At 72.6% G+C, this 4,703-nt stretch carries 1 protein-coding gene and 1 pseudogene; both read left to right on the forward strand.

Features of this window, described 5'->3' with window-relative positions; translation table 11 throughout:
* Nucleotides 1-39: 39 nt before the first annotated feature.
* The coding region (locus tag FGD71_RS01575; protein ID WP_425329658.1) for an acyltransferase domain-containing protein at nucleotides 40-770 on the forward strand (731 nt) is incomplete at its 3' end.
* A gap of 1 nt (nucleotide 771) precedes the next feature.
* Nucleotides 772-4,703 (forward strand): annotated as a pseudogene (locus FGD71_RS49585) (SDR family NAD(P)-dependent oxidoreductase); the annotation flags it as partial.

Here is a 4,703-nt window from a genome sequence, read left to right on the forward strand (position 1 = left end):
GAGCGCGTCGATGTCGTGCAGCCGGTGCTGTGGGCGGTGATGGTGTCCCTGGCCGAACTGTGGCGTGCGTACGGCATCAAGCCCGCCGCGGTCGTGGGGCATTCGCAGGGTGAGATCGCCGCCGCCTGTGTGGCAGGAGCCCTGTCCATCGACGATGCGGCTCGTGTGGTCGCTCTGCGGTCGAAGGCGATCCTGGCGCTGTCGGGTCTGGGCGGCATGGTGTCCGTCGCCCTGCCCGTGGAGGAGGTTCGTGAGCGGCTGACCGAGGGTCTGTCGGTGGCGGCGGTCAACGGGCCTTCGTCCGTGGTCGTCTCGGGCGACGTCGCCGAGCTGGATGCCCTCCTGGCCGCCTGCGAGGCGGAGGAGATCAGGGCCCGGCGGATCCCGGTGGACTACGCGTCGCACTCGGCGCATGTGGAAACCATCCACGCCGAACTCCTTGATGTCCTGGCGGGACTTGAGCCCCGTGCAGCCGAGGTGCCGTTCTTCTCGACGGTGACGGCCGACTGGCTGGACACCACGGTGATGGACGCCGAGTACTGGTACACCAACCTCCGCCAGACCGTCCGCTTCGAGGAGGCCACCAAGGCACTGGCCGAGCAGGGCCACCGCTACTTCATCGAGGCCTCCGCCCACCCCGTCCTGACCATCGGGGTGCAGCAGACGCTCGAGGACGCCGGTGTGGACGCCGCCGTTCTCGGCACCCTGCGGCGTGACGAAGGCGGGCTCGACCGCTTCCTGTTGTCGCTCGGTGAGGCGCACGTACGGGGNCCTGCGGCGTGACGAAGGCGGGCTCGACCGCTTCCTGTTGTCGCTCGGTGAGGCGCACGTACGGGGTCTTGCCGTGGAATGGCCCACCGTGTTCCCCGGCGCCAAGGTCGTGGACCTGCCGACATACGCCTTCCAGCACCAGAAGTTCTGGCTGGCGTCCGGTGGCGCGGCCCCGGCTGCCGACCCGGTGGAGGCGCGGTTCTGGGAAGCCGTCGAGCGCGGCGACATCGACGCGGTGGCGGGCACGCTCGGGGTGGTCGGCGAGGACGCCGACCGGTCCCTGAGTGAGCTTCTGCCCGTGCTGTCGTCGTGGCGGCGGCAGCGCAGTGACCAGGCCGTCGTGGACGGGTGGCGGTACCGGATCGGCTGGCAGCGCCTCGCCGACGCCCCGGCTCCCTCGCTGACCGGGACGAGGTGGCTCCTGGTGGTGCCCATGGGCGACGCCTGCGACGAGGGGACCGCAGGCGTCCGTGCGGCTCTGGAGAAACAGGGCGCCGAAATACACGTGTTCGAGGTGGCCGTCGACGGCGCCGACCGTGCCGCGCTGGCCGGTGAACTGCGCGACTCCGGCGCCGAAGCCGACCACGTGGTCTCGCTGCTCGGCCTCGACAGCGCACCCCCCGCGGCCGACCGCGACAACCCCGATGGGCATGGCGTGGCGCGGCTGCTCGGTACCGCAGCCCTGGTCCAGGCCCTGGGCGACGCGGAGGTCGAGGCGCCGCTGCACATCGTCACGCGCGGCGCGGTCGCAACCGGGCGCTCCGAGCCTCCGGCCGACCCGGCGCAGGCGCTGCTGTGGGGATTCGGCCGGTCAGTCGGTCTGGAGCACCCGGAACGCTGGGGCGGACTCGTGGACCTGCCCGGCACGCTGGACGAGCGGGCGTACAACAGGCTTGCCGCGGTGCTCGGCGGTGCCGTGCGCGAGGACCAGGCAGCGGTGCGCGGTTCGGGCGTCCTCGGCCGCCGGCTGCGGCGGGCCGAGTCGCACGGGGCGCCGGTCGCGGCGGGCTGGCAGGGGCGCGGCACCGTGCTCGTCACCGGCGGCACCGGCGCGCTCGGCGGCCACGCTGCTCACTGGCTGGCCGACCACGGAGCTGAACACCTTCTCCTGATCAGCCGTCAGGGCTCGGCCGCCGACGGCGCGGACGAACTGCGCGCCGAGCTGACCGCGAAGGGCGTCGCCGTGACGGTCGCCGCCTGCGACGCCGCCGACCGCGACGCCCTGCGGGACCTGCTGGCGAGCGTGCCCGAGGAGTACCCACTGACCGCCGTCGTGCACACGGCGGGCGTCGTCGACGACGGCGTCGTCACCGCCCTCGCACCAGAACGCTTCGCCGCTGTCCTGCGGCCCAAGGTCGACGCCGCGGTGAACCTGGACGAGCTGACTCGGGACCTCGACCTCACGGCGTTCGTGCTCTACTCGTCGTTCGCGGGCACCATCGGCAGCGCGGGCCAGTCCAACTACGCCGCCGCCAACGCGTTCCTCGACGCGCTCGCCGAACGGCGCCGGGCCGCCGGCCTGCCCGCCACCTCCCTCGCATGGGGCGCCTGGGACGGCAGCGGCCTCGCCCTGCAGAACGACGCCCGCCGTACACAGCTCAGCAGCAGCGGCATCCGGCCGATGGCGCCGGAGCGGGCCATGGCGGCCTTCGCTCGCGCCGTCGACCAGGCCGAGACGTTCCTGGGCGTGTGTGACGTGGACTGGCAGCGGTTCGCCGACGGAAACGACGGAAGGCTCCCGCTGTTCAACGAGGTGCTCGCGGAGCTGCCCGCCGAGACGGGCGCGGCCGCGCAGGCCACGGACACCGCGGCCGGTGCGACGCCGCTCGGCCAGCGACTGGCGGATCTGTCCGAGGCCGAGCGCAAGCGGGAGGTGCTCGACCTTGTCCGCGGCGCCGCGGCGGCCGTCCTGGGCCGCACCTCTGCCGACACCATCGGCCGCGACCGCGCCTTCCGCGATCTCGGCTTCGACTCGCTCACCGTGCTGGAGGTCCGCAACCGGCTCGGCGCCGCCACCGGTCTGCGCCTGCCCACGACGCTGGTGTTCGACCACCCCACGCCCGCCGCGCTCACCGACTACCTGCTCGGCGAACTGCTGACGTCCGCTCCCGCACGGTCCGTACGGGCGGCCGTCGGCACCAGCGGCGACGAGCCGATCGCCATTGTCGGCGTGGCCTGCCGCTTCCCCGGCGACGTCCGTTCGGCCGAGGACCTGTGGCGCCTGGTGAGCGAAGGCGCCGACGCGATGGGCCCGTTCCCGACGGACCGGGGCTGGCGCCTCGACGACCTGTTCGACTCCGACCCCGACCAGGCCGGCAAGAGCTACATATCCGAGGGCGCCTTCCTGCATGAAGCCACCCAGTTCGACCCGGTGTTCTTCGGTATCAGCCCCCGGGAAGCCGGGGCGATGGACCCGCAGCAGCGCCTACTGCTGGAGTCGGCGTGGGAGGCCTTCGAGCGGGCGGGCATCGACCCGACCTCGCTGCGCGGCCATGACGTCGGCGTGTTCGCCGGGTCCAACGGCACCGACTACAGGGACCACATCGGAGACGCCGCCGAAGACAGCGAGGGCTATCTGCTCACCGGCAACTCCGCGAGCGTGCTCTCCGGCCGCATCTCGTACACCTTCGGCCTGGAGGGCCCCGCGGTCACCGTGGACACCGCGTGCTCGTCGTCCCTGGTGGCCCTGCACCTGGCCGCGCAGGCACTGCGCAACGGCGAGTGCTCCATGGCTCTCGCGGGTGGCGTGTCGGTGATGTCGACACCGGGTGCCTTCGTGGAGTTCAGCCGCCAGCGCGGGCTTGCCTCCGACGGCCGCTGCAAGGCGTTCGCGGAGGCCGCCGACGGTACCGGCTGGGGCGAGGGCGTGGGTCTGCTGCTGGTGGAGCGCCTGTCGGACGCCCGCCGTAACGGACACCAGGTCCTCGCGGTCGTCCGCGGAACGGCGGTCAACCAGGACGGCGTGTCCAACGGTCTGACCGCGCCTAACGGTCCCTCGCAGCAGCGCGTCATCCGGCAGGCCCTGGCCAACGCCCGCCTGTCCCCGGCGGAGGTGGACGCGGTGGAGGCGCACGGCACGGGTACGGCGCTGGGTGATCCGATCGAGGCGCAAGCCCTGCTCGCCACCTACGGCCAGGGCCGCGACGCCGACCAGCCGTTGTGGCTGGGCTCGATCAAGTCCAACATCGGTCACACACAGGCTGCCGCCGGCGTCGCGGGCATCATCAAGATGCTCATGGCGATACGCCATGGCGTCCTGCCCAGGACCCTGCACGTGGACGCGCCCTCGTCGCACGTCGACTGGTCGGCGGGGGCGGTCGAGCTGCTGACCGAGCCCCGGCAGTGGCCGGACGTGCACCGCCCGAGGCGTGCGGGTGTGTCGTCGTTCGGCATCAGCGGCACCAACGCGCACGTCATCGTCGAGCAGGCCCCCGAGGAGCCTCCCGCGAAGACCCCCGCCACGGCGCGGCCGACCCCCGGCGCGGTGCCGTGGGTGTTGTCCGGCAGGACCGAGACCTCACTCCGTCACCAGGCACAGCAACTGCGCTCCCACATCCTGGCCCACCCGGACCTGACACCGGCCGACGTGGCCTACTCGCTCGCCACGACCCGCGCGGCCCTCGACCACCGCGCCGTCGTCGTCGCCGACGACCACCCGGGTTTCGCCCGCCGCCTCGCGGAACTCGCGGCCGGGACGCCGGGCACGGGAGTGTACGAAGGTGAGTCCAGCGACGAGCACACGATCGCGGTGTTGTTCTCGGGGCAGGGCTCCCAACGGGCGGGTATGGGCCGGGAGTTGTACGAGGCATACCCGGTGTTCGCCGATGCGTTGGATGCGGTGTGTGCCGTGTTCGACCGGGTGCTGGAGCGGCCGCTGCGTGAGGTGATGTTCGAGGGCGGGGAGTTGCTGGATCAGACCGGGTTCACGCAGC

Source organism: Streptomyces sporangiiformans (assembly GCF_005768555.2).
GTDB classification, from domain to species: Bacteria; Actinomycetota; Actinomycetes; order Streptomycetales; family Streptomycetaceae; genus Streptomyces; species Streptomyces sporangiiformans.